The 25,933-nt window shown below is 62.5% G+C and carries 25 protein-coding genes and 1 tRNA gene; 12 read left to right on the top strand and 14 right to left on the bottom strand.

The features are described 5' to 3' along the window. Position 1: 1 nt before the first annotated feature. Positions 2-1,024 (bottom strand): ketol-acid reductoisomerase, encoded by a 1,023-nt coding sequence (gene ilvC, locus CLV89_RS02915; RefSeq protein WP_106162111.1) that lies wholly within the window; start codon positions 1,022-1,024, stop codon positions 2-4. Positions 1,025-1,159: 135 nt separating this feature from the next. Here ilvC and CLV89_RS02920 point away from each other — a divergent pair, with 135 nt between their 5' ends. The 3 genes from CLV89_RS02920 to CLV89_RS02930 all read left to right on the top strand — a co-directional run bounded on the left by CLV89_RS02920 (position 1,160) and on the right by CLV89_RS02930 (position 3,326). Further along, a complete protein-coding gene (locus CLV89_RS02920) occupies positions 1,160-1,615 on the top strand; it encodes an Lrp/AsnC family transcriptional regulator (RefSeq protein ID WP_106162112.1) in 456 nt (151 codons plus the stop codon). Next, positions 1,612-2,070, top strand: coding sequence for an Lrp/AsnC family transcriptional regulator (locus CLV89_RS02925; protein WP_106162113.1), 459 nt, complete (start codon positions 1,612-1,614; stop codon positions 2,068-2,070). The genes CLV89_RS02920 and CLV89_RS02925 overlap by 4 nt, the downstream gene beginning before the upstream one ends. 131 nt (positions 2,071-2,201) lie before the next feature. Continuing rightward, on the top strand, positions 2,202-3,326 hold the full coding sequence (locus CLV89_RS02930; RefSeq protein ID WP_106162114.1) for an aminotransferase class V-fold PLP-dependent enzyme: 1,125 nt from the start codon (positions 2,202-2,204) through the stop codon (positions 3,324-3,326). Between the two features lie 72 nt (positions 3,327-3,398). Here CLV89_RS02930 and CLV89_RS02935 read toward each other — a convergent pair whose 3' ends face one another. From CLV89_RS02935 to CLV89_RS02945, 3 genes are all read right to left on the bottom strand, one after another. Continuing rightward, positions 3,399-4,595, bottom strand: a complete 1,197-nt coding sequence (locus tag CLV89_RS02935) for a UbiH/UbiF family hydroxylase (protein ID WP_106162115.1) — start codon at positions 4,593-4,595, stop codon at positions 3,399-3,401. An 84-nt stretch (positions 4,596-4,679) separates the two neighbouring features. Beyond that, positions 4,680-4,928: a hypothetical protein gene (locus tag CLV89_RS02940; RefSeq protein ID WP_106162116.1), complete on the bottom strand. Its 249-nt coding sequence runs from the start codon at positions 4,926-4,928 to the stop codon at positions 4,680-4,682. 83 nt (positions 4,929-5,011) lie between these two features. Further along, positions 5,012-5,656, bottom strand: coding sequence for a pyrimidine 5'-nucleotidase (locus CLV89_RS02945; protein ID WP_106162117.1), 645 nt, complete (start codon positions 5,654-5,656; stop codon positions 5,012-5,014). Positions 5,657-5,779: 123 nt separating this feature from the next. Here CLV89_RS02945 and CLV89_RS02950 point away from each other — a divergent pair, with 123 nt between their 5' ends. Further along, positions 5,780-6,430, top strand: coding sequence for a GntR family transcriptional regulator (locus tag CLV89_RS02950; protein WP_106162327.1), 651 nt, complete (start codon positions 5,780-5,782; stop codon positions 6,428-6,430). Here the strand turns inward: CLV89_RS02950 and CLV89_RS02955 are convergent. Together CLV89_RS02955 and carA are read right to left on the bottom strand one after the other, a co-directional pair. Beyond that, a complete protein-coding gene (locus tag CLV89_RS02955; RefSeq protein WP_243394915.1) occupies positions 6,427-8,199 on the bottom strand; it encodes a glycosyltransferase in 1,773 nt (590 codons plus the stop codon). The genes CLV89_RS02950 and CLV89_RS02955 overlap by 4 nt on opposite strands. 147 nt (positions 8,200-8,346) lie before the next feature. After that, the gene (gene carA / locus CLV89_RS02960) at positions 8,347-9,507 is read right to left on the bottom strand and encodes a glutamine-hydrolyzing carbamoyl-phosphate synthase small subunit (protein ID WP_106162119.1); all 1,161 of its coding nucleotides are present in this window, start codon (positions 9,505-9,507) and stop codon (positions 8,347-8,349) included. A gap of 186 nt (positions 9,508-9,693) precedes the next feature. Here carA and CLV89_RS02965 point away from each other — a divergent pair, with 186 nt between their 5' ends. Next, positions 9,694-10,167: a GatB/YqeY domain-containing protein gene (locus CLV89_RS02965; RefSeq protein WP_106162120.1), complete on the top strand. Its 474-nt coding sequence runs from the start codon at positions 9,694-9,696 to the stop codon at positions 10,165-10,167. A gap of 66 nt (positions 10,168-10,233) precedes the next feature. Here the strand turns inward: CLV89_RS02965 and CLV89_RS02970 are convergent, their stop codons facing one another. Together CLV89_RS02970 and CLV89_RS02975 are read right to left on the bottom strand one after the other, a co-directional pair. Then, entirely contained in the window at positions 10,234-10,758 is a 525-nt protein-coding gene (locus tag CLV89_RS02970) for a DUF2244 domain-containing protein (protein WP_106162121.1), read from the bottom strand. Positions 10,759-10,922: 164 nt separating this feature from the next. Beyond that, positions 10,923-12,581 carry a cytochrome c oxidase subunit I gene (locus tag CLV89_RS02975; RefSeq protein ID WP_106162122.1) on the bottom strand — a complete coding sequence of 553 codons (1,659 nt, stop codon included), beginning with the start codon at positions 12,579-12,581 and terminating at the stop codon, positions 10,923-10,925. A 290-nt stretch (positions 12,582-12,871) separates the two neighbouring features. On the opposite strand from CLV89_RS02975, the gene CLV89_RS02980 reads away from it, so the two are divergent. Next, positions 12,872-13,288, top strand: coding sequence for an HIT family protein (locus CLV89_RS02980; RefSeq protein WP_106162123.1), 417 nt, complete (start codon positions 12,872-12,874; stop codon positions 13,286-13,288). 53 nt (positions 13,289-13,341) lie between these two features. Here CLV89_RS02980 and CLV89_RS02985 read toward each other — a convergent pair whose 3' ends face one another. Next, complete coding sequence (locus tag CLV89_RS02985; protein WP_165798080.1) at positions 13,342-14,139, bottom strand: LytTR family DNA-binding domain-containing protein; 798 nt, start codon at positions 14,137-14,139, stop codon at positions 13,342-13,344. A gap of 141 nt (positions 14,140-14,280) precedes the next feature. On the opposite strand from CLV89_RS02985, the gene CLV89_RS02990 reads away from it, so the two are divergent. After that, the gene (locus tag CLV89_RS02990) at positions 14,281-14,814 is read left to right on the top strand and encodes a DUF2306 domain-containing protein (protein WP_165798081.1); all 534 of its coding nucleotides are present in this window, start codon (positions 14,281-14,283) and stop codon (positions 14,812-14,814) included. A 23-nt stretch (positions 14,815-14,837) separates the two neighbouring features. On the opposite strand, the gene lipB is transcribed toward CLV89_RS02990, so the two are convergent. Next, complete coding sequence (gene lipB / locus CLV89_RS02995; protein WP_106162126.1) at positions 14,838-15,524, bottom strand: lipoyl(octanoyl) transferase LipB; 687 nt, start codon at positions 15,522-15,524, stop codon at positions 14,838-14,840. A gap of 124 nt (positions 15,525-15,648) precedes the next feature. On the opposite strand from lipB, the gene CLV89_RS03000 reads away from it, so the two are divergent. After that, positions 15,649-17,271 carry a peptidoglycan-binding domain-containing protein gene (locus CLV89_RS03000; protein ID WP_106162127.1) on the top strand — a complete coding sequence of 541 codons (1,623 nt, stop codon included), beginning with the start codon at positions 15,649-15,651 and terminating at the stop codon, positions 17,269-17,271. A gap of 154 nt (positions 17,272-17,425) precedes the next feature. Further along, positions 17,426-17,512 (top strand) — tRNA-Leu (locus CLV89_RS03005). Positions 17,513-17,598: 86 nt separating this feature from the next. On the opposite strand, the gene CLV89_RS03010 is transcribed toward CLV89_RS03005, so the two are convergent. Genes CLV89_RS03010 through CLV89_RS03020 form a run of 3 tightly spaced genes read right to left on the bottom strand, consistent with a single transcriptional unit; the run spans position 17,599 to position 21,145 of the window. Beyond that, entirely contained in the window at positions 17,599-18,243 is a 645-nt protein-coding gene (locus CLV89_RS03010; protein WP_106162128.1) for an ATP-binding cassette domain-containing protein, read from the bottom strand. Then, complete coding sequence (locus CLV89_RS03015; protein ID WP_106162129.1) at positions 18,236-19,921, bottom strand: ABC transporter permease; 1,686 nt, start codon at positions 19,919-19,921, stop codon at positions 18,236-18,238. The genes CLV89_RS03010 and CLV89_RS03015 overlap by 8 nt, the downstream gene beginning before the upstream one ends. A gap of 24 nt (positions 19,922-19,945) precedes the next feature. Beyond that, on the bottom strand, positions 19,946-21,145 hold the full coding sequence (locus CLV89_RS03020) for an ABC transporter substrate-binding protein (protein WP_106162130.1): 1,200 nt from the start codon (positions 21,143-21,145) through the stop codon (positions 19,946-19,948). A 314-nt stretch (positions 21,146-21,459) separates the two neighbouring features. On the opposite strand from CLV89_RS03020, the gene nadA reads away from it, so the two are divergent. The 3 genes from nadA to nadC are packed head-to-tail and all read left to right on the top strand — an operon-like array spanning position 21,460 to position 24,963. Then, on the top strand, positions 21,460-22,515 hold the full coding sequence (nadA, locus tag CLV89_RS03025; protein WP_106162131.1) for a quinolinate synthase NadA: 1,056 nt from the start codon (positions 21,460-21,462) through the stop codon (positions 22,513-22,515). Positions 22,516-22,522: 7 nt separating this feature from the next. Beyond that, positions 22,523-24,118 carry an L-aspartate oxidase gene (locus CLV89_RS03030; RefSeq protein ID WP_106162132.1) on the top strand — a complete coding sequence of 532 codons (1,596 nt, stop codon included), beginning with the start codon at positions 22,523-22,525 and terminating at the stop codon, positions 24,116-24,118. Continuing rightward, positions 24,115-24,963 carry a carboxylating nicotinate-nucleotide diphosphorylase gene (gene nadC / locus CLV89_RS03035; protein ID WP_106162133.1) on the top strand — a complete coding sequence of 283 codons (849 nt, stop codon included), beginning with the start codon at positions 24,115-24,117 and terminating at the stop codon, positions 24,961-24,963. Before CLV89_RS03030 ends, nadC begins: the two co-directional genes overlap by 4 nt. A 4-nt stretch (positions 24,964-24,967) precedes the next feature. Here nadC and CLV89_RS03040 read toward each other — a convergent pair whose 3' ends face one another. Beyond that, positions 24,968-25,894 carry a LysR family transcriptional regulator gene (locus tag CLV89_RS03040; protein WP_106162134.1) on the bottom strand — a complete coding sequence of 309 codons (927 nt, stop codon included), beginning with the start codon at positions 25,892-25,894 and terminating at the stop codon, positions 24,968-24,970. Between the last annotated feature and the right edge of the window lie 39 nt (positions 25,895-25,933).

Consider the following 25,933-nt stretch of genomic DNA (forward strand, 5'->3'; position numbering starts at 1 on the left):
CTTAGTTCTTGGACTTGTCGACCATCTTGCCAGCAGAGATCCAGGGCATCATTTCACGCAGCTTGGCACCGGTGGCCTCGATCGCATGCTCGTCATTGGCACGGCGGGATGCCTTGATGGTCGGCTGACCCACGGCGTTCTCCAGCATGAAGTCGCGCACGAACTTGCCCTGCTGGATGTCGGCGAGGACTTCCTTCATGCGGGCTTTGGTTTCGTCGTACTTCAGAATGCGCGGGCCGGTGACGTACTGGCCGTATTCTGCAGTGTTGGAGATCGAGTAATCCATGTTGGCGATGCCGCCTTCATAGATCAGGTCCACGATCAGCTTCACTTCGTGCAGGCACTCGAAGTAGGCCATTTCCGGCGCGTAGCCGGCTTCCACCAGAGTCTCAAAGCCGCAGCGGATCAGCTCGACCAGACCGCCGCAGAGAACGGCTTGCTCGCCGAACAGGTCGGTTTCGCATTCTTCGCGGAAGTTGGTTTCGATGATGCCCGAGCGACCACCACCGATGGCGGAGCAATAGGACAGTGCGGTTTCCAGCGCGGTGCCGGAGGCGTCGTTGTGAACCGCCACGAGGCAGGGCACACCGCCGCCTTTGGTGTATTCGCCGCGCACGGTGTGGCCGGGGCCCTTGGGCGCCATCATGATGACGTCAACGCCTTCTTTCGGCTCGATCAGGCCGAAGTGCACGTTCAGACCGTGGGCAAATGCGATCGCCGCGCCGGGTTTGATGTTGTCGTGCACGTATTTCTTGTAGGTCTCGGCCTGCAGCTCGTCGGGCATGGTGAACATGATCACGTCACACCAAGCCGCGGCTTCGGCGATGCCCATCACGGTCAGGCCTTCGCCTTCGGCTTTCTTGGCGGAGGCGGAGCCTTCGCGCAGGGCCACGACGAGGTTCTTGGCACCGGAATCGCGCAGGTTCAGCGCATGGGCGTGACCTTGCGAGCCATAGCCCAGGATCGCCACTTTCTTTTCCTTGATGAGGTTCACGTCGCAGTCGCGATCATAATACACACGCATCGGATCTATCCTTCGTCGAGTTTCTGTCTGACTGCGATCATAGGTGACGCGATGATGGATGCGAGGCAGCTATGCGCATGAAGTGAAGAGATTTCGCGATGGATATTCGCGTAGAGAGACAATAATGTGGTTTTCATGCTTGATGATCTCGACCGACGCATATTGCGCAACCTTCAGGGCGACCCCGGCCAATCGCTGCCGGATCTTGCCGACCGTCTGGGGCTCACGGCCTCACGCCTGTCGCGGCGGCTGGAGAAGCTGCGCGAGGGTGGCGTGCTGAAAGGCACCCGGGCCGTGATCGACTGGGCGGCGCTTGGGTATGCGGTGGAGGTCTCGTTGCGGGTGACGCTGGACAAGACCAACCCACGCGCCTTTGACGAATTCATCCCGGCGGCGCGCGAAATCCCGGAGGTGCTGGAGATCCAGACGTTCCTCGGTCAGGTTGATGTGCGCCTGAGTGTGATCGCACGGGACATGCCGCATTATCAGGCGATCTATCGCGACCGCATCCTACAGCTGCCCAATATCGCCGATATCGAGGCCTTGATGCATGTGGCGAAGATCAAGACCAGCATGGGGCTGCCGCTATGAACGCGCTGGATCAGATCGATCTCGCGCTGCTCCGAGCGCTGTCGCAGGACGCAGCCCAGACAGCCGGGGCCTTGGGGCGCGCGCTTGGCCTCAGCCAGCCGGCCACATGGCGGCGGATAAAGCGGCTGGAGGCGGCGGGCATTCTGTCGCATCGGGTGCTGGATCTGGACACCGAAAAGCTGGGCTTTGGCGTCACCGTCTTCCTTGGTATCAAGCTGGCCACCAAGGGGCGCGTCAGCCTGGATGATTTCGAACGCGCGGTCTCTGCCATCCCCGAGGTGCAGACGGTGGAACATGTGCTCGGCCTATATGACTATCGCCTAAGGGTGGTGGCGCGTGACATCGCGGATTTTGAACGGGTGCTGCGCCGCCGGATCATGACGCTACCGGGCGTGGGCAACGTGGATGCCAATGTGCTCCTGTCCGAGGAACGGCGTCCCGGCCCGCTGGGCTAGCATCTTTCGGCTTTTGCATCAGATCCTGTAGCAACGCGGTGCTTGAGCCTGCGGGGCGGCTCTGCCATGACAATGGGCAACCGGCTGCGGTCTTGCCGTATGCAGCCTCAGACTCAGTAAGGAGATTTTGCATGGCCCTCTTGGATACGGTCGACCCCGATGGTCTTGATGAGTTTTCCGTGGTCTTCACCGACCGGTCGCTGAACCACATGTCAAAGGAGTTCCAGCAGGTCATGCTGGACATCAACGGCATGCTGAAGGACGTCTATAAGGCCGAGGCCACCGCCCTGATCCCCGGTGGTGGCACCTACGCGATGGAGGCGGTGGCCCGCCAGTTCGCCCGCGATCAGGACGCATTGGTGGTCAGGAACGGCTGGTTTTCCTACCGCTGGAGCCAGATCTTCGAGACCGGCGGGCTGACCAGTTCCGCCACCGTGATGAAAGCGCGCCAGACCGGAAACGGCGCGCAGTCGCCCTTCGCACCCGCCCCCATCGAGGACGTCACCGCCGCGATCCGCGAACAGAAACCGTCGGTTGTCTTTGCGCCGCATGTGGAAACCGCCGCAGGCGTGATCCTGCCCGACGCCTATGTGACGGCCATGGCCGAGGCCGCCCATGAGATCGGCGCGCTGATGGTGCTTGATTGCATCGCCTCCGGCTGCGCCTGGGTCGACATGAAAGCCACCGGCGTCGATGTGCTGATCTCCGCGCCGCAAAAGGGCTGGAGCGCGGCGCCCTCCGCCGGTCTGGTGATGCTCTCCAAACGGGCGCTGGCGCGATTGGAGGAGACCACCTCCGACAGCTTTGCCATCGACCTGAAGAAATGGCGCGCCATCATGCAGGCCTATGAGGACGGCGGTCACGCCTATCATGCCACCATGCCGACCGACGCCCTGCGCGCCTTCCGCGATACCATGGTGGAGACCCGCGACTATGGCTTCAACCGCCTGCGCGAGGCGCAATGGCGGCTTGGCAATGGCGTGCGCGAGATGCTGGAGAAGAAAGGCGTGACCTCGGTCGCCGCCGAGGGGTTCGGCGCACCCGGCGTGGTGGTCAGCTACACCGATGATCCGCAGATCCAGAATGGCAAGAAGTTCGCCGCGCGGGGCATGCAGATCGCGGCCGGGGTGCCGCTGGCCGTGGACGAGCCCGAAGGCTTCATGACCTTCCGGCTTGGTCTCTTTGGTCTCGACAAGCTTTATGACGTGCACGGCACACTGTCGCGGCTGAAAACCGTGCTTGATCAGGTGCTCTGAGGCCTTTCATCTTTTCCGAAATACCTCCGCCGGAGGCACGGGCTTGTCCATCAGGGCAAGCCCGTCTCTACGTCAGCGCACGCCAAGCCCCATCTGCATGAGCATCTTGCGCACCTGCGGCAGGGAATAAAGCGCATTGAGCCCACCGGCCCGCAAATCCCGCAGGGGCCGTGCCTCGATCATCGAGGCACGGTTGAGCAGATCAATGCCGCTGACCCGCAGCTTGATGTCGCCATGGCGGGCCTTGTCATAGGCATCAAGCATCGCCTGATCGCCCAGCCCCTCGGGACGGGCTTCGGCGAGATCGACAAGCGTGCGCAGATCGGTGAGCGACATGTTCAACCCCTGCGCCCCGATCGGCGGCACCACATGCGCGGCTTCGGCCATCAGCGCGATGCGTTCGCCGGCCAGCCGCTCCGCCCGCTGGCTGATGATCGGCCAGAGCGTGCGGCGCGAGGCCAGTTTCAACTGCCCCAATACACCACAGGACCGGGTGTTCATATCGATCTCAAAAGCCGTCTCATCCAATGCGGCCAAACGGTCGGCATTGGCGCTGGTTTCCATCCAGACGATGGCCGAGGACGGGCGTCCGTCGCGATCCGGCAGCGGCACCAGCGTGAAAGGGCCGCCGGTGCGGTGGATTTCGGTGGAGACATTCTGATGCGGCAAATCATGACTGACGGCAAAGGCCAGCGCCTTTTGCCCGTAGCGGGTGGTGTGCACGTTGATCCCGGCCGCCTCCCGCATCGGTGAGGCACGACCGTCGCAGGCCAGCACCAGCTTGCAGCTCACGCGGCTGCCATCGCTCAGCGTGACACGGGCCTCGTTGGTGCGGGTGAACAGGGCGCTTGTGCCGACGCCGGGGCGGAAATCCGCATTGGCCAGCTCACCGATGCGGCCCAGCATTTCGCGCCGCAGCAGCCAGTTGGGCAGGTTCCAGCCAAAGGGCAGGTCGGAGATCTCAGCAGCGTTGAATTCACGCACCACACGCGGCTCCGGTGCCTCGCCGCCTGCGTCAATGATGCGCATGATCTGCAAGGGCGCGGCATGGGGTGCAAGCCGGGACCAGAGCCCGGCGTCGTCCAGCAGCGACTTTGCCGGTTGCAGAAAGGCGGTGGTGCGCAGGTCGGCGCCTACGTCCTCGCGCGCGGTCACCGGCGCCGTTGGATCAACGCAGATCACCGAAAAGCCCCGCGCGGCAAAGGTGGCCGCCGCGGTCAACCCGGCGATACCGCCGCCGGAAATCAGGATGTCACATGTCTCGCTCATCGCCACGGCCCCGCGCTGTTCCATTGACAGGAGACATAGGGCGCGGGGCGGGCGGATGACAAGCGGCTCTGTGCCGCAGGGGGCTTAGCCGCGCGAGATCAGGATCAGGATCACAAACATGATCGGCACCAAGGCGACCGCAGGCAGGTAAAGACCGGGCAGGCCAAACAGCATCACCAGGATGCCCCATAGGCTGAAGAAGGTGGCAAGCGCATAGTAGATGTTGCCCTCGTCGCCATAGCTCACCTCTTTCCAGATCCGGCCAAGGACCGGCAGTCGAAAGACAATGCGCTCAAATGTGGTGAGTTTGGGCGGTAGGGTATAGGCGGTCATGTCAGGCTCCGTCATGCGTATTACCCGCATGATATAGGAGCGATAACATGCGTCTGACATGCGCATTTGGTCGCTGCGACAGGCTACCGCAGGTGGCCGAGGAACGCGGTCAGATCCATCGTGTGGTGATGGATGTGCTCGCCCGCAAAGACCTCGGGGGCCACGTGGACAGTGCGCATGCCCATGGCGTGCGGTGCGCTGAGGTTGCGCGGATCGTCCTCGAACATGGCAGCCTTGCTGGTGTCCACTCCGGCCTGCGCAAACACCCGTTCAAAGGCGCTGCGTTCCGGTTTGGGACGATAGCCCGCGTGTTCGACGCCATAGATGCCATCAAACAACCCCGACAATCCGCGCGCCGCCAGAACCCGTTCTGCATAGGGGGCGGAGCCGTTTGTATAGACGATCTTGCGTCCGGGCAGGGCGGTGATGTGATCCGCCAGCACCTGATCCGGTTCCAGATGGTCGAGCGAGATGTCGTGCACCGCCACCAGGAACGGGTCCGGATCGATGTCATGATCCGCCATCAGCCCCGCCAGCGTGGTGCCGTGGTTGCGCCAGTAATCGCCGCGCATTTTGTCTGCAGCGCCGTGATCGACCCCGAGCGTCTCCATCACATAGGCAATCATCTTCGCCTCGATCTGATCGAACAGCCGGGCGGAGGGGTGATAGAGCGTATTGTCGAGATCGAACACCCAGTGTTCAACGTGAGAGAAAGACTGTTTGACCATGGCCCGAGACCTAGGGCGCTGTGCGCAAATTTGCAATGGTGGAAAGGGCTTTGGCCGCCGCAGGCTTGATCGGCGGCGGGTGGGGGCGTAGACAGTTGCGATGCGAGGGAGGTCATGATCGCAATGAACCAGACGAAGAGCAGCACGCAGAAAGATGCCTACGGGCTGATCCTGGACGCGATCGACGTGGGGGTGTTCAAGCCCGGTGATCGTCTGGTGGAAAGCGATCTGGCGGAGCGTTTCGGGGTCTCGCGCACCCCGATCCGTGAGGCGCTGCAGCGGCTGGAAACCCAGAGCCTGCTGGAGCGCGACGGGCGGTCGCTGATCGTGGCCTCGCTGGATCACAACCAGATGGCAGAGCTGTATGTGGTCCGGCGGGAACTGGAGGGGCTGGCGGCGGCGCTGGCTGCGCGCCATGCCACCGACGAGGAAGTCCAAGTGCTGAGCGACATGGTCGCGGCGGACGATGCCCTTGTTGATCAGCCGGTGGAGTTGTCCAAGGCCAACCGGCGCTTTCATCAGCAAATTCACCTGGCCTCCCACAACCGCTATCTGGTGCAGCAGTTGGATCTGGTGCATCGCTCAATGGCGTTGATGGCAACCACGTCGCTGGCTGCCGAGGGACGTGGACGTATCGCGCAGACCGAGCACAAGGCAATCGTCGCGGCGATCAAGAACCGCGATGAGGCTGCGGCGAGCCAGGCGCTGAAGGATCATATCTCCGTGGCTTTCACCACCCGGCTGAAACAGGATGCGGGCAAGCGGGGCGGCTAGCCCTCACTTGTTCCGCCATGGTCGCCATGAGCGGTCTTGTCCCAGAAAAACGGCGCGGCGAAGACCTCCCACAGCGCCTTGTAGGCGGCGAAACACCCCATCGCGAAGTAGAACGGCATGACCACGGCCCAAAGCGCAAGCAGCGGCCGGCCCGACGCGCGTGCGCCACAGATCCAGACGCAGATATTGAGCGCTTCGAACAGAATCAGGCTGGAGGCCACCGCGATCAGAAAGCCTGGCGCCAGCACCGTTTCGGCGGGATGCGGCAGGCCAAGGGCCACCAGCCAAAAGCTCCACAGCACGGGGGCCAGCAGAAATTGCCCCAGTGTGCCGAGGAAAAACGCCTGAAACCCCAGGAAACGCGCCCAGCCCAGTTGGGATAGCAGCAGGCGCGGGGATCGCATGTGAACCAGGTAGGTCATCATGAACCCTTTCAGCCAGCGGGAGCGTTGCTTGATCCAGGGCACCACGCGGCTGTTGGCCTCCTCAAAGGTCGTGGTGGGGAGCATTTCGGTCCGGTATCCGGCGCGGACCAGTCGCACCCCGAGGTCCGCATCTTCGGTCACATTATGGGCGTCCCAGGCGCCGAGCTGTTCCAGCGCGGCGCGTCGGATGAACACTGTTGTCCCGCCCAGAGGCACCACCAGTTGCAGGCCCGCGATGCCCTGTAGCAGCACCCGGAACCAGCCCGCATATTCCAGCGTGAAGCAGCGTGAGATCCAGTTCCGGTTTGTATTGTAGAAATCGAGCACGCCTTGCAGGCAGACAACATCTGGTGCGGCCTGTTCAAAGGCGCTGGCGACCACATCGAGCTGGTTCGGTTCTGGCGCATCCTCCGCATCCCAGACGCCGATGATATCCCCGCGACAGAAGTTGAGCGCGTAGTTCATCGCCCGCGGCTTGGTGGTGAGGGAGCCATCTCCGGGCACTTCCACCACGCGGAACCAATCGGGCAGGTCGGCACATTTCACCGCCTGTTGTGTCACCGCGTCCCCGTCTTCCAGCACCAGAACAACCTCCATCCGGTTGCGTGGATAGGTGAGGCGACAAAGACGGCGCAGCAGGTGTCGTCCGATTTCGGCCTCACGATAAAGCGGCACCATGACGGAGATCATCGGTACTGAGTGGAGGCTGGTATTCGGTCCGGCGCCTGCAGACTGGCGCAGAGCTGCCCACATCCCTGTCAGGCGCAGCCCAGTGAACAGGAGAAGTGTCAGCATCGCCAGCGCGGCAACACCGGCGAACATCAGCCCCGGCGCAACAAGCGCGCAGAGCAGGAGCAGTGCTGCGACGCCGACGGCGGGTGCCTTGGCCCGCTCTGCATCAAAGCTGCGACAGCTGTGGCGGGCGGGGACGCCAGTCGAGGCTGCCTGCGTCATTTGCCTGCGAAAATATGCAGTCAGGCTGGCCTCGATCCCCGCAGCAGGGGCGGGAACCGGGATGATGTCGTCGAAATGCTCCGACAGCTCATCGCGCAGGATGGCGACGTTACCGGGGTCGGCCACCAGCATCATCACGGTGCGGCCCAACGTGTCGAGTGGAACGACCCGGTGGCGCAGCCAGAAGCTGGCCGAACGCAAGGCGAGTACACCCACATGCGGTTCATGCGATGCGGCAAGGCGAGTCGGTCTCGCGCGGATCTCTTCCAGCCGTGCCAGATTGTTCAGGTGATCGCGGTGAATATCACGGAGGTCCGGATCACGACGCAGGGGCCATCCCGACGTGCGGCGGGACGGGCGGCGAAACAGAACACGGCTGTGCCTGTGCAAGTCCTGTTGATCCTTGCCCATCGTCTACGGCTAGCAGGGCAGGGCGATTGGACAAAGTAAATCGCGCGCAATCAACCGTAAACACAAAGAAAAACACCCGACAGAGAGGCTCTGCCGGGTGGTGCATGTCGTCTCATGCTGTGCTGGTCAGGCCTTCCGCGCGGCCATCGCCTCTGCGAACCGTTCGAACAGATAGAAGCTGTCCTGCGGGCCTGGGCTTGCCTCGGGGTGGTGCTGCACGGAATAGACCGGGCGGTCCTTCATGCGGATGCCGCAGTTGGAGCCATCAAACAGCGAGATATGAGTTTCTTCCACACCGTCGGGCAGGGACTGCGCATCCACCGCAAACCCGTGGTTCATCGAGGTGATTTCAACCTTGCCAGTGCCGCTTTCCTTGACCGGATGGTTGGCGCCGTGATGCCCGTGGTTCATCTTGATGGTCTTGGCGCCAAGTGCCAGCGCCAGCATCTGGTGGCCGAGGCAGATGCCAAACACAGGCAGGTCGGTCTGGTCGAGGATATCCTTGATCATCGGCACAGCGTAGCTGCCGGTGGCGGCCGGATCACCGGGGCCGTTGGACAGGAACACGCCATCGGGCTGATGCGCCAGCACCTCTTCCGAGGTGGCGGTGGCGGGCAATACGGTGACGTCACAGCCAGCAGAGGCCAGACAGCGCAGGATGTTGCGCTTGGCGCCATAGTCAATGGCGACGACTTTGTGCTTGGGGTCTTCCTGCCGGGTATAGCCGTCCGGCCAGGCCCACCGCATCTCGTCCCAGCGGTAGGATTGCGCGCAGGTCACGTCCTTGGCGAGGTCCATACCCTCAAGGCCCGGCCAGCCGCGCGCTTGCGCCACCAGCGCCTCGACATCAAAGATGCCGTCTGGATTGTGCTCCAGTGCCACATGCGGCGCGCCTTGCTGGCGGATCGCGCGGGTCAGGCGGCGGGTGTCGATGCCGCCGATTGCGATGCGCCCGGTGCGGGTGAGCCAGGATTTCAGCTCCTCGGTGGTGCGCCAGTTCGACGCCAGCGTCGGGTCCCATTTCACCACCATTCCGGCGGCCACCGGATCTGCGGTCTCGTCGTCTTCGGGCGTGACGCCGGTGTTGCCGATATGGGGGAAGGTGAAGGTGACGATCTGGCCAGCGTAGGAGGGATCAGTCATGATCTCCTGATAGCCGGTCATGGCGGTGTTGAAACACAGTTCGGCCACGCATCGTCCAGTGGCGCCGAACCCGTGTCCGTAGAACACGGTGCCATCTGCAAGGGCCAGGCAGGCGGTTGGCTTCGGCGAAACGGTATCGACCATGACTCGACTCTCCATGCGGGCAAAATTCGCGCATGAATATGACCCGCGTGGGCCGGGGTCAAGCACTGAACGGGGCAACGGACAATTGGTTTTGCCGACGGATCACGCCACGGAGGCGGCGCTTGAATGTGGTGTTGTCTTTGATTAATACTGTGCCTTCTTGTTCCACATGGACGAAGAGAGCACATGGATACGCGTACCCGGGTCAACGAGGCCCTCAAGCAGGCAATGAAGGACAAGGCGTCGGATCGTCTCTGTACCCTTCGTCTGATCAATGCCGCCATAAAGGACCGCGAGATCGCGGCCCGAGGTGACGGTGAAGAGGGTGGGATCAGCGATGACGAAGTCCTGGCCATCCTTGGCAAGATGACCAAGCAACGGAACGAGAGCGTGCGTGCCTACGAAGAGGGTGGGCGTCTGGACCTCGCAGAGCGCGAGATGGGCGAGATTGCCATCATCGAGGAGTTTCTGCCCAAGCAGTTGTCCGAAGGTGAGATCTCCACCGCAGTCAAGGCTGCCGTGAACGAAACCGGTGCCGATTCCATTCGCGACATGGGCAAGGTGATGGGCGTGTTGAAGTCCAAATATACCGGCCAGATGGATTTTGGTAAGGTCGGTCCGATGGTTAAGGATCAGCTCTGTACAGCTGGCGGTTGCTGAACCGACGCTGACGGGCCGGTCCTGCGGCGCGGATGCTGCTGAGAGATTAAGACCCCCGGTGCTCTGTCAGAGGCCGGGGTTTTCTTTTGGTGCTGTTTGCGTGGATGTCGTCTGGCGCAGCACTCGGCTCAGGTCATCATATAGCGCCTTGCGCTCAGCTTCTGACAGGAACGCACCGATCTCCACTTCGCGACCGGCACCGCGCAGGGTGACGTAGTTTGGAACGGGGCCCTTGTCGGCATGCAGCTCCACCTGTGTCCAGTGGCGGTTGCAGCGCCAGGATTGCTCCTGCCCGCGTCCGTCGCGACGAGTCAGCTCCGCCTCCTGTGGGCCGAGGTGCAGGATCTCCAACACCTGTGCATTGCGTCGATTCTGATCGAGTGCGTATTTCATGCCAAACAGGGCGAGCAGCAGAAATGGAATCAGCCCCCAGAAGACCGCCGACCCCATCAGCGGCAGCAGCGGGACCGTGATCAATGCAGCGGTGACCCCGATAAAGCGAACGTAGCCTTCGGGGTTGAGCGACTGATGTGGCCAGAGGTGCAGCTCGCCATCCTCGTCGCTGGGCGGTTGGATCCAGTTGTATGGCATGGGGCCATATTATCCCGACGCCCCGCCAAGTCGAGAGCGGACTGTGCACAATCCCGAGACACCGCAAAATTCGCGGATCGGTTCGCGTCACCCGCACCTTGGATACAGAAAACGCCCCGAAGCCTGGGCTCCGGGGCGTTTTATTTTCTCAGATCAAGCGTCGCTTAGTGCGAGTGGCTTTTGTCCCAGTCTTCCTGCTTGGGCAGGATCTCGAAGGTGTGCTCCGGCGGTGGGCAGGGCAGGGTCCATTCGAGTGTGTCGGCGTATTCATTCCAGTAGTTGTTCTGGGTGATGCGTGCGCCGCGCAGCAGCGAGTAGATCACCACGCCGAAGAACAGGATGAAGGACGCAAAGGACAGGAACGCGCCATAGGACGAGATCTTGTTCCAGTAGGCAAAGCCTTCGGGATAGTCGATGTAGCGACGCGGCATGCCCTGACGACCCAGGAAGTGCTGGGGGAAGAAGGTCAGGTTCGCGCCGATGAAGAACATCCAGAAGTGAATCTGTGCGCCCAGCTCATTGTACTGACGGCCGGTCATCTTGCCGAAGTAGAAGTAGATGCCCGAGAAGATCGCAAACACGGCGCCCAGCGACATCACGTAGTGGAAGTGTGCCACCACGTAGTAAGTGTCGTGATAGGCGCGGTCCACGGCAGCCTGGGACAGAACCACACCGGTCACACCACCAACGGTGAACAGGAAGAGGAAGCCGAAGGCAAACATCATGGGCGCTTCAAAGGAGATGGAGCCGCCCCACATGGTTGCGATCCAGGAGAACACCTTCACGCCGGTTGGAACCGCAATGACCATCGTGGCCAGCATGAAGTAGGCCTGCTGGTTTAGGCTCATGCCGACGGTGTACATGTGGTGCGCCCAGACGACGAAGCCCAGAACACCGATCGCGATGATCGCCCAGACCATCGGCAGGTAGCCGAACACCGGCTTGCGCGCGAAGGTGGCGATCACGTGGGAGATGATGCCGAAACCCGGCAGGATCACAATGTACACTTCCGGGTGGCCGAAGAACCACAGGATGTGCTGATACAGGATCGGGTCACCACCGCCTGCGGGATCAAAGAAGGTGAACCCGAAGTTGCGGTCCATCAGGAGCATGGTGATGGCGCCGGCCAGAACCGGCAGCGACAGAAGGATCAGCCAGGAGGTGACGAAGATCGACCAGGAGAACAGCGGCACCTTGAACAGGGTCATGCCCGGGGCACGCATGTTCAGGAAGGTTGTGATCATGTTGATCGCGCCGAGGATCGAGGAAGCACCGGAGACGTGCACGGCGAAGATCGCCAGATCCATCGAGAAGCCGCCTTCCTTCACCGAAAGCGGCGGGTAGAGCACCCAGCCCACACCGGAGCCGAGCTGGTTGTTACCACCGGGCGCAAAGACGGAGGAGACCGCCAGTGCGGTACCAGCAACATACATCCAGAAGGACAGGTTGTTCATCCGCGGGAACGCCATGTCCGGCGCACCGATCTGCAACGGCATGAAGTAGTTGCCAAACCCGCCGAACAGCGCCGGGATGACCACAAAGAACATCATCAAGATACCGTGGCCGGTGATCAGCACGTTCCAGAGATGGCCGTTCGGGGTACAGGGGTCGGAGGCAAAGCCTTCCAGACACATGTACTGAACACCGGGATCCATAAGTTCCAGTCGCATGTAGACGGTGAATGCGACGGAAATGAAGCCGGTGAGCGCCGAAACGATCAGGTAAAGGATACCAATATCCTTGTGGTTCGTGCTCATGAACCAGCGGGTAAAGAAACTCCGCTCGTCCTCGTGGCCGTGACCTTGAATGGCTGCGTCTGCCATTTGGGTGCCTCCTGTTAATACCTCTCAGTGACCGCACGGGGATTCCCAGCGGTCCTGATCTCGATTTGTTTTTAGAGCGGCATGCCGTGCCCTTCAATGGCCGAGTTTGATCTGGATCAAGATTAATTGTCGCGCCCCCTTGCGTTTTTTGCGCGTCTCACGGGGTTTGGTGACAAGGCGACAGGCAAGCGATCCGGACGCAGACATGTGGCGCGGCCCAGGTGGCTTGACCACGGCATGGTTGCCTGCAACACCTCTGGAACCTGCCCGGCATACGGAGATTGCCCAAAATGAGCGCTTATGATCCAGAAAATATCTTTGCGAAGATTCTGCGCGGTGAGATTCCGTCGACCCAAGTCTATGAGGACGACGAGACCCTCGCGTTCATGGATATCATGCCACGTGTTGATGGGCATTTGCTGGTGATCCCGAAAACCCCTTGCCGCAATGTGCTCGATGCCAGCCCCGCGCAGTTGGAGGCAGTGATCCGCACGGTTCAGAAACTGGCGCAGGCCAGCAAGGTGGCCTTTGAGGCCGATGGGGTGACGATCCAGCAATTCAATGAGGCCGCTGGCGGGCAGGAGGTCTTTCACCTGCATTTCCACGTGCTGCCCCGCCATGAGGGTGTTGCGCCCCGCGCCCCCGGTCAGATGGGCGACATGGAGGCAATTGCCGCACATGCGGAGAAGATCCGGGCGGCGCTCTGAGCGATCTGTCTCAACCCGGGGACCGCACCCTCACGGCTCTGCGCGGGAGGGGATCAGGACAAGAGCCCACGCTTGCGCAGGTCCGGCAGATAGCGGCGTGAGACCGGAAGGTCGCGCCCATCTGCTGTGGTCAGCCGGGCCGCCGATCCGCTGCGTTCGGCTTTGACCACCGCATTTTCGGCCACCCAATGTGATCGGTGAACCTGCAATCCGGCGCCGGCCTCCTGCATCGCATCGCTGAAGCGCATCAAGAGCATTTCGGTGCCGGATGTGGTGGTCACCTCTACGTAATGATCCTGAACTGTCATCGACAGCAGTGTTCCGCGCTTGTCAAAGGGCAGGCGGGCGAGCAGGGCTGGCCCTTCCACGGTGCTGTCCTTCGGTGTCGACCCTTCGCTGCCGGTGTCGCCTGTCCCAACTGACGGAGACAGCCATGACGCCGCGAGGTTCACGATGATCGAAATTGCCAGCGCGTTCACAGTGAGCGATACCGTGTAGGCGGGCCTGAAGGGGGAGAGGCCGAAGCTGAGCCAATTCAAGGCCAGAACCTCCAGACTAACACAGATGCCGATCACGCCGCCCACACCGGCAATGCCGAGCCATCGGTAGTGCGGCAGGCGATCCGCGCCCGGGTTGAGCAGGCTTGCGATCAGCGTTCCCGTCATCAGCGTCACCTGCACCACAACCGTCCAGTAGATCAGGCGCGGCAATAGGCTGATATCGTCATGGGTGCCAAATGGGGCGGCGAACCCGAGCACAAGACCGGTGGCGGTGGCGCCGACCCATATGCTGCGATTGGTCAGGACCGCGTGCAGTTCACGCTTCGCGAGTTGCCAGGGGCTGTTTTCCACGAAGTTCGGGCTCCGTCTGCGAATGCAATATGGCCCATCGCTACCTTGCGCGGGCAGGGAGGGGGCGGGCCTGTCTGGCAGGTCCATCGTCTTGGACCCTATTGGCCGCTGCGCGGTCAGAAAACAGGAAAGCTGCGCGTCTTGGCAAGTATTTCTCTCTTTTCCGATGCCCCTCTCGTCCTGATGATCCACGTTACCGCGGCGCTGAGCGCGCTGGCGCTGACGCCGATGGTGCTCTGGCGCCAACGCCGGGGGCGTCTGCACAAGGTCTGCGGCTACTTTTGGGTCACGTTCATGGCGGTGACGGCGCTGTCGGCCTTTGGGATTTCCAATATTTCCGGCACCGGCTGGTTCAGCCCCCTGCACGCGTTGGCGGTGCTGACGCTCTGGTCGCTTTGGTATGCGATCCGCGCGATCCGGCGGGGCGATATCGAGGCGCATCGCAAGGCGCTGCGCAATCTGGCGACCGGTGGTCTTGGCGTGCCGATGGTGTTGATTTTCCTGCCGGGGCGGCGATTTTCCAATACCTTCTTCGCCGACACGCCCTGGCTTGGGCTGGTGTTGGCGGGGGCCGTGTTGACCGCAATCGCCATGTGGCGGTTCAGACGCTCAGGCCAGCAGTCAGGCCAGCGCGCGGACCAACGATCAGACCGGGGGCAGGCGACGACCCAGTAGCACAGGCCGCTCTGGGCATCTGCTCAGGCGTTGGCGTTGACGGGGCAGGTTGGCATGGTGTCGGTTTCAAAGGCCACCTCGAACGTCCGACGCAGGGCCACATCGACATCGTCCATTGTGACCGGCAGGCCAAGGTCGACCAGACTGGTGACGCCATGCTCGGTGATGCCGCACGGTACAATGCCGTCGAAATGGCTTAGCTCTGGTTCCACGTTGATCGATATGCCGTGAAAGCTGACCCATTTGCGCAGGCGAATGCCGATGGCTGCGATCTTGTCCTCAGTCACGTTGCCGCGGGCACTCAGCGGCTTGTCCGGGCGTTCCACCCAGACACCAACCCGGCCATCGCGGATGTGGCCAGTGATGTTGAATTCCTCCAGCGCCAGGATCACCCAGCGTTCCAGCTGGCGCACGAAACAGCGCACGTCCTTGCCGCGTTCGGCGACGTTCAGCATCACATAGACCACCCGCTGGCCGGGGCCGTGATAGGTGTACTGGCCGCCGCGCTTGGTGGTGTGCACGGGAAAGCGGTCAGGGTCGGTCAGATCCTCGATCCGGGCCGAGGTGCCAGCGGTATAAAGCGGCGGATGTTCCAGCAACCAGATGCATTCCTCCGCCTCGCCACGGGCGATCGCCTCGGCGCGCGCTTCCATGAACGCGGTTGCCTCTTCGTATGACACCAGCGCGTCCGAGGTTATCCACTGGACCATCTTGTCCGCTCCTCATTCATCTTTTCTTTGTCTTGCTGAAAATACCCGACTCGAAAAGAGCAAAGTGTGTGGTATTCTGGTTTCCACATAAGTGCCCTTGGGGTTGTTTGCGAGGTATTATTCCATGAGATCCAGTTTCCTGCGAGCCATTACTGCGGCTTCACTCCTGACAACCACTGCAGCGGCCCCCGCTGTGGCAGACAACCTTGGCGCGGCGCTGGTCGGCGGCCTGCTTGGGGGCGTCATCGTCAATGAGGTCAACAAGAACAAAAGGCGCACAGTCGTGCGTTCGTCCTCGGTCAGCAGCGCGACGCGCGCGCACAACCGAGAAACCCAGACTGCCCTGAATTACTTTGGTTTTTCGGCGGGCACACCGGATGGCGTCCTGGGCCGTCGTTCTCGCGAGGCGACGCGACAGTATCAGATGTTCATGGGGTTCCCGCAAAGTGGCAATCTGACCCAGTATGAGCGCGACTATCTTGTGACATCCTACAACCGGGCACTGACCGGGGGCACGCAGGTCGCCAAAGCGATGCAGAGCCCGCAGGGCATTCGTTCGATTCTCAAGGTCTGGCACGGGGCACCGGCTGGCAATAGTGGGGGATTCGGCTACGCGGGCCTGCCGATTGAGGTTTCCAATGCGGTTGATGAGATCGCTGCCGCCGGGGACCCAACCGGCGACCAGCTGTTGCAGCGCACCGGGTTCATGCAGCTGGCGGATTTGAACGACGATGGTCGCAACGACTACCTGATCGACACGTCGGCCGCCGGGATCCCCTATTGGTGCAACAGCGGCGGCGCGTCCTGTACCGTGATGGTCTTTGCCTCCACGCCGCAGGGCTACGAGCGGAATGACTTCACCGCGGGCAATATCACCACCGCAGATTTCACCTGTACCCGTGGCGAGTGTGATCGCACCGAGGCCCAAGGCACGACGCTTGCCGCGGCACCTGCACCGCAGCCGGTCCCAACCGCACCGGTCCCGCAGGGTGGTACGGTGCTGGCCTCCGGCGGCAGCCAGAGCGGCCTCGGCGGCATCCAACTGTTCGCGACGCCCGCCGCGCCGGTGGCCTCGCTGACCAGTCACTGCAGCAAGGTCAGCCTGCTGACCAGCTCCAATGGCGGTTACATGACCGTGTCCAGCATCACCGACCCGGAATTGGCTTTGGGCGAACAGTTCTGCCTGGCCCGGTCCTATGCCATCAACAATGGCGAGACACTTGTGGCCTCCCTGCAGGGGGTGACCTCGGCGCAGGTGGATGCGCAATGTGATCAGTTTGGTCCGGCGCTGAAGCCCTATGTGGCGCAGCTGTCCAGCGGCGACAGCTCTGCCGTGGCGGCGAGCATGCAGAAGTTTGTTCTGCAGTCGAACATGTCGGTCGAGCAGTTGAAGAACACCGCTCAGATCTGCCTGTTCTCCGGCTACCGTCGTGACAATATGGATGTGGCCCTTGGCGCAAGCCTGTTGTTGGTCGGCCTTGGTCAGCAACCCTATGCGGAGCTGATTGGTCACCATCTGGCGCTTGGTTTCGGCTCTTCGGTCGATTTCAATCGCGCGCAGGGCTGGTATCAGGCTGCTGTGACCGCCTTGGAAAGCGGCGCCGAGCCGGTATTCGCGCCCGGCCAACCGGAGCGGGTGGCGCTGGTAAAGGCCGCATCGACGGGTCTGACGCAACCTGGCTTGCCCAAACCGGTTCAGGCGTCGAGCGGTGGTGCGGCGTTGCCGACCTTTGGCAGCAACAACTGAGAATAAGCCCCTGCTTCAACGTGTTAGGAATGCTCCGGTGCCGCGCGCCGGAGCATTTTTGTTGAGAGAGAAGAAAACTCGCGAAATTTGTGTTTTACCTCTTCACATCCCTGGGGGGCTGTTTTATACGCCCCTTCACCAAGTCATAGACAGTGCGGTCGTGGCGGAATTGGTAGACGCGCAGCGTTGAGGTCGCTGTGGGGTAACACCCGTGGAAGTTCGAGTCTTCTCGACCGCACCATTTTTCAACAGACAATGTTGAAAAATTCTACCTTCTCAAAATCCAAATCATGAGACGCTAGGCTGAATTTTGTCTTTGACCTTCCCCTATCGGTTGATCTGAGTCAGTTGGATAACTGGGCCCCCAGCGGCCTGCGCATCTTCCGCGTCATGGGTGACAAGCAGCACTGGCAGATCACGATCTCGGGCGACGGCGAAGACCAGTTGGCGCATCTGGTCCCGTAGCGTCTTGTCGAGTCGCGAAAAAGGCTCGTCCAGCAGCAAGAGGTCCGGGTTCGAAAGCAGCGTGCGCATCATCGCAACCCGCGCCTTCTGGCCGCCTGAAAGCGTCTCTGGATCGCGGTCGTGATAGCCGTCGAGACCAATATCGTGCAAGGCAGCCTCGACCCGGTCACGGCGCAATTTCCGTGGGACATCCGGCGATAGGCCGAACGCCAGATTGCCCCCGACACTGAGATGAGGAAACAGCAGGTGATCCTGATAGAGGATGCCGACGCGACGCAGCTGCGCGGGCAGGGGGCGCAGGTGGCGCCCGTTCAGCTGGATATCGCCACTGAGCGTAAAATCTGCCGACAATTGGCCCGTAATCGCCGCAAGCAGCGTGGACTTTCCCACGCCTGACGGGCCCATGAGGCTGACGATGGCCGCCGGTGGCACATGCAGGTCCAGCTCCAACATGGGCGCAGCACCCCGCAGGATCCGCAGGTCCGTTAACCGAAGTCCGTCATCCATGCTGCAGCCCCTTTCGGTTGCGCCAAACGAGTGGTGGCAGAATCACCGCCATCATAAAAGGCAGCAGGGCCGCCGCAGTCTGCAGCAGGCCATAGACCCCGATGGCGCGTCGATCCCCGCCGGCCGCCAGCGCCACGGCCTCGGTTGTCAGGGTCTGCACGCGGCCTCCGCCGACAAGCAGTGTCGGCAGATATTGTCCGACTGACACGGCCATTCCCACAGCAAAAGCGGTTAGCACTGGGGCCAGCAGGATCGGCAGCCGCAGTCTGAAGAATATACGGTTGGCCGAGGCGCCCATGGCGGCGGCGATTGTACCCTGACGGGCATCCCATGCTTTGTACGGGCCTTCGAGCGACAGCCGCAGATAGGGCAGTACAAACACCATATGCGCCAGAACCACCGCCCAGAGGGTGCGGTCCACTCCGATCTGCAGGAGCAGGGTCTGCATGCCCGGCAGAAAGGCCGTTTGCGGGATCAACAGCGGTAAATACAGGAGCCACAGGCCTTTCTCTGTCAGGCGCCAATGGTGTCGCTCTTCGGTTTCCAGGCAGCCGAGTGTCAGGACCAGCCCCGATAGCGTCGCTGCGAGGGCAATGACAAAAGTGGTCCCGAGGGTCTGCCATGCGGCTGGGCCATTGCGCTGCCAGTTGCGCAGGCTGAGCCCGTCGGGAAGCACATCTGGAAAGCTCCACCGGGCGGCAAACGACCAGACCAGAAGTCCGGCAAGCCCGGCCAACACTGCACCGACGGAGAGTGTCCCGAAGCTGAGGCCGATCACGCGCAGGCCAGCCTCACGCTGCCCGCGTGCGCCGGAATAGGCGATGCGGCGGGCGGTGATCGCAATCATCTGCTCGGCTCCGCGCCACAGCAGCAGGGCCAGAACGACCAGTCCCAACTGCAGGATCGCAGCCGCGGAGGCGGTGGTGCGCTGAACGAGATCGGGCTCGGCCATCCAGCGGACGATCTGTACCGACAGCGAGGGCGGCGTATTGGGACCGAGGATGACGGCAACATCGACGACGGACATCGAATAGGCCAGCACCACGTAGACCGGCAGCCGGATGCGGGCATAGAGCGCCGGAAAGACACCCAGGATCCAGCCTCGAATGCGTCCGTAGCCCAGCGCGGTTGCCACCTGCATGCGTCCGGTGCTGTCGATTTGACCCAGAGCCGCCAGGCTGATCAGCAGCAGGAACGGCACTTCCTTCACCACCAGTCCGATCATCAGGGCCAGCCCCAGTGGGTCCTGCACCAGCAGCACGTCGGGCGGGCGATCCCACCCACTCAGCCAGGGGCTGACCGCCCGCACCAACCAGCCGGAGGGTTGGATCAGGAACAGAAGGCCAAAGGCGGCGGCAGCGTGTGGCACTGAAAGCAGTGGTGAGAGCATGCGCAGGAGCGCCCGAAAGGGGCGCGTTCCGGTCCAGCCTGCCAGCAAAAGCACGGTGATCGCCAAGGAGACCACAGTTGCCAAGATGCCGGTTGCCAGGCTGAGGCGGACCGAGGTCTGCAATCCGGGCCAGGCCCAGAGGGTTTGGAAAGGCGCGAGGGATGGGCCGTTCAGGCCAGCGACCGGAAAGTGACCAAATCCAGCGCTGAAGGTCCCCCAGAGACCTGCCGCGACCGGGCCCAGAAGGGCAAGGACCGTCAGCAGCGGCAGGGCAGGAGGCAGGCGCATTGTAAGGTCAGGTCCGGCGCGGCATCAGTTGCCGACACCGTAGCGGGCCACCCAGTCTTCTGCGATCCGGGTCATCCAGCTTGGGTGCGGTTCGGCCTGCACAACGCCAAGATCTTCGGGCGAGAGGGTGGCGACACCCAGGTCCAGCGTACGGAAGGCGGCGCGATCGTGAACCGAGAGGGCATTGATATCAAGCACGGTGCCGTAGCCCAGAACCGCCGGATCCTGCGCCTTGAGTTGAGCTTCGGGCAACATCAGGAAGTTTGCCACCACCATGGCCGCCGCTTTAGAGCCAGAGTTGTAGGGGATCGCCACGAAGGACGCATTGCCGATGGTGCCCTTGTCCAAAACAAAGGTGCGCACGCTTTCCGGCAGCTGGAAATTGGCGATGGCCGTGCTGGCCTCGCCGGGGCTGAAGGAAATCGCCAAGTCGATTTCATCATCGTTCATCAGTTGCAGCTGGCGAGGTCCGCTCTGCGGATAGGCCCGTCCCTCACGCCACAACAGCGGCGTCAGCTCCTCGAGGAACTCCCACAGCGGGGCAGTCACCTCGGTGTAGCTTTCCTCGCTCACGGGCTGCGATAGGGCCTTCGGGTCCGTGCTCAGATCCACCAGCGCCTGTTTCAGGAAGGTGGTGCCGAGGAAATCCGGCGGCTGCGGATAGGTGAAGCGGCCGGGATGCGCGCGCGCCCAATCCAAAAGTTCCGGCATCGAGCCAAGGCGCTCGGGCAGGTCGGCCGTATCGTGCATGAACACCACTTGCGCCATCGCCCAGGGGGACTCGTACCCTTCGGTCGCCACGGTGAAGTCATGTTGCAGGGTCTTGCCATCGGTATCGGCGAATTTCCAGTTCGGCAGCGCTTCGGCGTAGGGGCCGAACAACAGGTCTGCGTCTTTCATCGCCGCAAAATTCGCGCCATTGATCCAGATCAGATCCACCGCGCCGTCCGTGTCCTGTCCGGCGGATTTCTCCGTCAAAACACGGGTGACAGCATCAGCGGTGTTTTCCAGTTTCACATGGGTCAGGGTGACGTCATAGTCCTCGGCCAGGCGTGTTCCGACCCAGCTGATGAAGTCATTGGTCGCGGTGGAGCCTCCCCACGCATGCCAGTGCACGGTCTGTCCCTCAGCCTGCGCAACAACGGCATCCCAGTCCGTCGGGTCCGGGGTGGCCCAGGCCGTCAGCGGAGCCAAGGCAAGGGCAAGTGACAACATGCGTTTCATGACAGTCCTCTTCTGAGACAAACGTGGGGCAAGAATGGCTGAACACGGGTGTCGCAGCCATCGCAGTCTTGCTCTGATTGCGCGATCCGCGCCGTCGCGTCCATGGGTATGACGGAAATGTGACGTCAGGTGTATCGGTACGGGGTGTGACGCTTGCACGCCACTGCCCCTGACGCTATGCACGGTCGCACATACTCGCGCTGCGACCTGCGAGGCCTGATTGGACGCGTATGCTCCCGGCGTGCGGCGTCCTCCTTTTCGGTGCCGCCACGGTCTGCAGGCGGCCCGCGACCAGACGAGGGGAAAACCCAGCCATGTCGCTCGATATTCCCGTGCTGCGGAACGAATTGTCCCAGCACTACGATCTCACTCCGAACCCCGAACTCGCCGAGTCCATGTCTGATATCTATCAGAGCATGTCCCGCGTTGTCTCGCCCGTCGACTGGGTGCTCTACGCGCCTTATGTCAAGGCGATCAACGAGCTGAAGGCGAAACGCAATGCTGTGATCCTCGGCCATAATTACATGACGCCGGAGATCTATCACGGGATCTCCGATTTTGTCGGTGACAGCCTGCAGCTGGCGATCAAGGCCACCGAGGTGGAGGCCGATGTGATCGTGCAATGCGGCGTGCATTTCATGGCCGAGACGTCGAAGATCCTCAGCCCCTCAAAGACGGTGCTGATCCCCGACATGGAAGCCGGCTGCAGCCTTGCGGAGTCGATCACCGCCGAAGGGGTCGAGGAGATGCGCCGCCGCTATCCCGGCGCGCCGGTGGTCACCTATGTGAACACCACCGCTGAGGTGAAAGCCGCCTCCGACATCTGCTGCACGTCGTCCAACGCGGCGCAGATCGTTGGCGCGATGGAGAGCGACACGGTCATCATGACGCCGGACCAGTATTTGGCGCAGAACGTGGCCCGTGATGTGCCGCACAAGAAGGTGGTCTGGTGGGAAGGCTCCTGCATCGTACACGAGCAGTACTCTGCTCAGGACCTGCGCGATTTCCGCGAATGGAACCCGGGCACCCGGCTGATCGCTCACCCGGAATGCCCGCCGGATGTGGTGGCAGAGGCCGATTTCTCCGGCTCCACCAGCGGCATCCTGAAATATGTCACCGAGGAAAAGCCGGAAAAGGCGCTGCTGATTACCGAATGTTCGATGGCGTCCAACATCGCCGACGAACTGCCTGAGGTCGAGTTTGTCGGCCCCTGCAACATGTGCCCCTTCATGAAGAAGATCACGCTAGAGAAGGTGCTCTGGTCGCTGCACTCCATGGAGGGTCAGGTCGAGGTCGAGCCGGTCATGGCTGCAAAGGCCCGCCACGCGGTGCAGGCGATGATCGACCTGTCGCGCAAGCTGGGCATCTGAGAGGCGCATGGAGGGCTTGGAAGCAGTCCACAGCGATCGCATCGTCATCATCGGCGCCGGGCTGGGGGCGCTTTACGCGGCATTGACGCTGGCACCGCGTCCGGTGGTGATGATCTCGCCTGATCCGTTGGGGCAGGGGGCAAGCTCGGCTTGGGCGCAGGGCGGCGTGGCGGCGGCAATGGATGCGGGCGACAGTCCCGAGGCGCATGCCATTGATACCACCCGCGCCGGTGCTGGCACCGTGGATGCCGAGGTCGCCGCATTGGTCACCCGTGAGGCACGCGAGCATATCCTCGATCTCACCACGCTTGGCGCGCCTTTTGATCGTACCGAGGACGGCGGCTATGTGATGTCGCGCGAGGCGGCGCATAGTTTTGCCCGCGTGGTGCGGGTCAAGGGCGATCAGGCCGGGGCCGAGATCATGCGCGCCCTCATCGAACGGGTCCGCGCGACGCCCTCGATCCAGGTGATCGAAGGGGTGATGGCCGAAGGGCTGGAGGTCCGCGATGGCACCGTCACCGGCGTGCGGCTTGTTTCGTCAGCGCCAGAAGGATCAGCTGCGGTGCTGCTACGTGGCAGTGCTGTCTTGATGGCTGGCGGCGGCAGCGCCGGGCTTTATGCGATCACAACCAACCCGCCCCGCATCCGAGGGCAGGCGCTTGGTATGGCCGCCCGCGCCGGTGCCGAGATTGCCGATGCGGAATTCGTACAGTTCCACCCCACGGCGATGGATGTGGGCGAGGACCCGGCCCCGCTGGCCACCGAGGCGTTGCGCGGTGAGGGCGCGATCCTTGTGAATGCCGCCGGCGCGCGGTTCATGCTGGACGAACATCCCGACGCGGAGCTTGCGCCGCGCGATGTGGTCGCGCGGGCGATCTTTGCGCAGTCGCAGGCGGGCAAGCGCCCACTTCTGGATACGCGGGCTGCAATCGGCGCGGACATCACCACGCTGTTCCCGGCGGTCAGCAGTGCCTGCGCACGCAATGGCATCGACCCGACGCAGGAGCCGATCCCGGTGGCCGCCGCCGCGCATTACCACATGGGCGGCATCGCCACAGATCTGGACGGGCGCAGTTCGCTGGCGGGGCTTTGGGCCTGTGGCGAATGTGCCTCGACGGGGCTGCATGGTGCTAATCGTCTGGCCTCCAATGGTCTTTTGGAGGCGCTGGTCTATGCCCGTCGCGCGGCGGAAGATATTGCACGAGCGCAGGGGACACCCCAAGAGGTCGCGCCGGTTCATCTTGAGTTGAACCCCGGCGGCGAGGGGGCTGATACCGCGCTTGTGGCATCCCTGCGCCAATGCATGACCCGCAATGTTGGTGTTGTGCGCAACGCGGATGGGCTGCGCACAGCACTGCACGAGATTGCGGCCCTTTGCGCCAAACAGCCCACCTGCGAGAGCTTTCAAAACATCTGCACTGCCGCCACCATGATCGCCGCCGCCGCATTGCTGCGCGAAGAAAGCCGTGGCGCGCATGAGCGGTCTGATTTCCCCGAAACCTTGCTCGCGCTCGCGCACCGCTCCCGCCTGACGTGGGATGCGGCCAAGACGCGGCGCGACAGCTTGCTTGAAGCGCCTTTACCCCACCCGGAGACCCCATGAGCTTTGCCACTTTGCCTGACCTGATCCTCGAGCCCCTGGTCAAATCCGCCCTGATGGAGGACCTCGGCTCTTATGGCGATGTGACCACCCGTGCGGTGATCCCGGACGATGTGACCTATTCCGCCCGCCTGCGCGCCCGCGAAGAGGCCGTGGTCTCTGGCATGCAGGTGGCGGCGCTGGCGTTCCGGCTGGTCGATGCAAACCTGCGGGTGAACACCCTCGTTGCAGATGGGGCCGCTTGTCAGCCCGGCGATGTGCTGATGGAGATCGAGGGCAAGGCAGCCTCGATCCTGATGGGCGAACGTGTGGCGTTGAACTTTGCGGGCCGCTTGACTGGGATCGCAACCCTGACAGCGGCGATGGTGGCTGAGACGCGCGGCACCGAGGCGCGCATCACCTGCACCCGCAAAACAACGCCCGGCCTGCGCATGGTAGAAAAGCTCGCAGTGCTGCATGGCGGTGGGTTCAACCACCGCTATTCGCTCTCGGATGCGATCCTCATCAAGGACAACCACATCGCTGCTGCGGGCGGTATTCGTGCCGTGTTGGACGCCACCAAGGCGCATGCCAGCCATATGATGGCGGTGGAAATCGAAGTGGACACGCTGGATCAGCTGCGCGAGGTCCTAGAAGTCGGCGGTGCCTCCGTTGTGCTCCTGGACAATATGACGCCGGACCAGCTGCGCGAGGCAGTCCAGATCAACGCCGGACGTCTGGCGCTGGAGGCCAGCGGCAACGTCAAACGCGACACGGTGGCGGCGATTGCGGCCACGGGTGTGAACTATATTTCCTCGGGGGCGCTTACGCATTCGGCGCGCACGGTCGATCTGGGGCTGGATTTCTAAGAGATCAGCCGCCGCATCCGTTGCTGGACGACAAGGCCTGAAGCACCGGGTCCGCGCGCAGCCGGTCGCGGGCAAAATCAATAAAGCTGCGCACCTTGGCCGGTGCGCGCCGCCCTTCCGTGTGAACCAGATGGATCGGCATGCTCTCAGGCTCATAGTCCTCCAGTAGACACGCAAGGCGCCCCGCCGCCACATCGCGCCCGGCCTGATAGGACAGCATTCGGCAGATGCCCCAGCCCGCCCGCGCCGCGTCCAGCCCGGCCGCAACAGTGCTGACACAGAGCTGTGGCGTGATACGTACGACCTGTTGTTGGTCGGTGCCAAACCTCCATTCCGTCGCCGATGAGACCGCACTGATCGCGACAATCCGATGCGCGCTAAGGTCCGCCGGGGTCGTTGGGGTGCCGTATTTGTCCAGATATGCGGGCGCGGTGCAGACCACCCGCCGCACGGCACCGACTTTGACCGCTGACAGCGTCGAGGACGGCAGGTGCCCGATCCGCAGGGCCACATCAAACCCCTCTTCGACGATATTCACCACGCGGTCCAAGAGCACCAGATCGGCCCGCATCTCCGGGTACTCATTCAGATAATCCAGCAGGATCGGCAGGATATAGATGCGCCCGAACTCATTGGGGCAAGTCAGCCGCAGCAGCCCAACAGGCGCGCTAGCCGCCCCGCGCGCCGCATCATCGGCGGCCTGCAAGGAGGTCAGGATGTGGCGCACGTCGTCCAGATAGCGCCGTCCCACATCCGTCAGATGCAAGCGCCGGGTGGTGCGGGTGAAAAGCCGCGTCCCCAGTTGTGCCTCCAGCCCGTTGATCGCCCGCGTCGCCGATGGCGCACTCAGGCCCACCCGGCGGGCCCCTGCGGCAAAGCCCTCTTCTTCCGCCACGGCGACAAATACCTGCATGCTTTGAACGCGGTCCATGGATCTGCCCTGATTGCTGTCGAAATGTGAAATTATCTC

This window comes from Tritonibacter scottomollicae (genome assembly GCF_003003215.1).
In the GTDB taxonomy this organism is placed as follows: Bacteria; Pseudomonadota; Alphaproteobacteria; order Rhodobacterales; family Rhodobacteraceae; genus Epibacterium; species Epibacterium scottomollicae.

What these genes read in the sequence shown, in the direction of transcription:
- CLV89_RS02940 (WP_106162116.1), bottom strand. Translation starts at nt 4,928, where the DNA reads ATGACCGCCTATACCCTACCGCCCAAACTCACCACATTTGAGCGCATT.
- CLV89_RS03030 (WP_106162132.1), top strand. Translation starts at nt 22,523, where the DNA reads ATGGAGGGCTTGGAAGCAGTCCACAGCGATCGCATCGTCATCATCGGC.
- CLV89_RS02970 (WP_106162121.1), bottom strand. Translation starts at nt 10,758, where the DNA reads ATGCCATACAACTGGATCCAACCGCCCAGCGACGAGGATGGCGAGCTG.
- CLV89_RS02980 (WP_106162123.1), top strand. Translation starts at nt 12,872, where the DNA reads ATGAGCGCTTATGATCCAGAAAATATCTTTGCGAAGATTCTGCGCGGT.
- CLV89_RS02945 (WP_106162117.1), bottom strand. Translation starts at nt 5,656, where the DNA reads ATGGTCAAACAGTCTTTCTCTCACGTTGAACACTGGGTGTTCGATCTC.
- CLV89_RS03010 (WP_106162128.1), bottom strand. Translation starts at nt 18,243, where the DNA reads ATGGATGACGGACTTCGGTTAACGGACCTGCGGATCCTGCGGGGTGCT.
- ilvC (WP_106162111.1), bottom strand. Translation starts at nt 1,024, where the DNA reads ATGCGTGTGTATTATGATCGCGACTGCGACGTGAACCTCATCAAGGAA.
- nadC (WP_106162133.1), top strand. Translation starts at nt 24,115, where the DNA reads ATGAGCTTTGCCACTTTGCCTGACCTGATCCTCGAGCCCCTGGTCAAA.
- CLV89_RS02930 (WP_106162114.1), top strand. Translation starts at nt 2,202, where the DNA reads ATGGCCCTCTTGGATACGGTCGACCCCGATGGTCTTGATGAGTTTTCC.
- CLV89_RS02975 (WP_106162122.1), bottom strand. Translation starts at nt 12,581, where the DNA reads ATGGCAGACGCAGCCATTCAAGGTCACGGCCACGAGGACGAGCGGAGT.
- CLV89_RS03015 (WP_106162129.1), bottom strand. Translation starts at nt 19,921, where the DNA reads ATGCGCCTGCCTCCTGCCCTGCCGCTGCTGACGGTCCTTGCCCTTCTG.
- CLV89_RS03000 (WP_106162127.1), top strand. Translation starts at nt 15,649, where the DNA reads ATGAGATCCAGTTTCCTGCGAGCCATTACTGCGGCTTCACTCCTGACA.
- carA (WP_106162119.1), bottom strand. Translation starts at nt 9,507, where the DNA reads ATGGTCGATACCGTTTCGCCGAAGCCAACCGCCTGCCTGGCCCTTGCA.
- CLV89_RS02950 (WP_106162327.1), top strand. Translation starts at nt 5,780, where the DNA reads ATGAACCAGACGAAGAGCAGCACGCAGAAAGATGCCTACGGGCTGATC.
- CLV89_RS02920 (WP_106162112.1), top strand. Translation starts at nt 1,160, where the DNA reads ATGCTTGATGATCTCGACCGACGCATATTGCGCAACCTTCAGGGCGAC.
- CLV89_RS02965 (WP_106162120.1), top strand. Translation starts at nt 9,694, where the DNA reads ATGGATACGCGTACCCGGGTCAACGAGGCCCTCAAGCAGGCAATGAAG.
- CLV89_RS03020 (WP_106162130.1), bottom strand. Translation starts at nt 21,145, where the DNA reads ATGAAACGCATGTTGTCACTTGCCCTTGCCTTGGCTCCGCTGACGGCC.
- lipB (WP_106162126.1), bottom strand. Translation starts at nt 15,524, where the DNA reads ATGGTCCAGTGGATAACCTCGGACGCGCTGGTGTCATACGAAGAGGCA.
- CLV89_RS02935 (WP_106162115.1), bottom strand. Translation starts at nt 4,595, where the DNA reads ATGAGCGAGACATGTGACATCCTGATTTCCGGCGGCGGTATCGCCGGG.
- CLV89_RS02925 (WP_106162113.1), top strand. Translation starts at nt 1,612, where the DNA reads ATGAACGCGCTGGATCAGATCGATCTCGCGCTGCTCCGAGCGCTGTCG.
- nadA (WP_106162131.1), top strand. Translation starts at nt 21,460, where the DNA reads ATGTCGCTCGATATTCCCGTGCTGCGGAACGAATTGTCCCAGCACTAC.
- CLV89_RS03040 (WP_106162134.1), bottom strand. Translation starts at nt 25,894, where the DNA reads ATGGACCGCGTTCAAAGCATGCAGGTATTTGTCGCCGTGGCGGAAGAA.